Here is a 1,021-nt window from a genome sequence, read left to right as displayed (position 1 = left end):
CTGTCATCCGTTGTGCATTGCGTGTGCATTCTCATCGCACGACGGACAAGCGGGTGCCAGCCGGCGCCCGGCCTTCCCTGCGCCCTTTCGCTATGAGGGCGTGATGCGAAGAGCAAAGCTCGGGCGGAAGCGCCGCGAGATGGTGAAGGTGTGTCTGCGTGTCACAACCTCCGACATCGTAGGGTGGGCAAAGCGCCAGCGTGCCCACGCTCGTGTCGCGATTGAATTCGGTGGGCACGGCGCTGTGCGCCTTTGCCCGCCCTGCGGCACTGGATTGCTTCATGCAGCGCCCTGGCCCGATCCCAGCCACCACATCATCGCGAACAGGCGGTCGTGCAAACGGCACCGACGGGCATGACGCCTGCGCAGGCTATCAGAGCCTTTCGACCTTGCGCGCTCTCTCGGCCTGTCTTACGCAGTCTCCGAATAGTGACGCATTGCCAAAGCCCTGAGGGAGCCGACATGACCATCCGCAACACCCGCACCGGGGGCCAGATCCTGATCGATCAGCTCGTCGCCCAAGGCGTCGAGCGCGTCACCTGCGTGCCGGGCGAGAGCTATCTCGCCGCGCTCGATGCGCTGCATGACAGTCCGATCGACGTCATGATCTGCCGTGCCGAGGGCGGCGCCGCGATGATGGCGGAGGCGTACGGCAAGCTCACGGGACGCCCCGGAATCTGCTTCGTCACCCGCGGCCCCGGCGCGACCAATGCCAGCCACGGCGTCCACATCGCGATGCAGGATTCGACTCCGATGATCCTGTTCGTCGGCCAGGTCGACACCGGCATGCGCGAGCGCGAGGCGTTCCAGGAACTGGACTACAAGGCGGTGTTCGGCACCATGGCGAAATGGGCCGTCGAGATTGATCGTCCCGATCGTATTCCGGAGCTGGTGGCGCGCGCCTTCCGCGTCGCCATGCAGGGCCGCCCCGGTCCCGTCGTGATCTCGCTGCCGGAGAACATGCTGACCGAGACCGCGGCCGTTGCCGATGCCATGCGCATCGAGCCGGCGGTGAGCTGGC

1 protein-coding gene is annotated in these 1,021 nt (G+C 66.1%); it reads left to right on the top strand.

The genetic code is table 11. The annotated features are described in order from the left end of the window. Positions 1-462: 462 nt before the first annotated feature. Positions 463-1,021, top strand: a 559-nt coding sequence (locus MOV74_RS38940; RefSeq protein ID WP_246932903.1) for a thiamine pyrophosphate-binding protein, incomplete at its 3' end; no start/stop codon positions are given.

Origin of the sequence: Bradyrhizobium sp. SHOUNA76, assembly GCF_023006445.1 — a bacterium.
GTDB lineage: Bacteria > Pseudomonadota > Alphaproteobacteria > Rhizobiales > Xanthobacteraceae > Bradyrhizobium.
The sequence above is the reverse complement of the archived record's forward strand: the minus strand, read 5'-3'. Positions and strand labels throughout refer to the sequence as shown.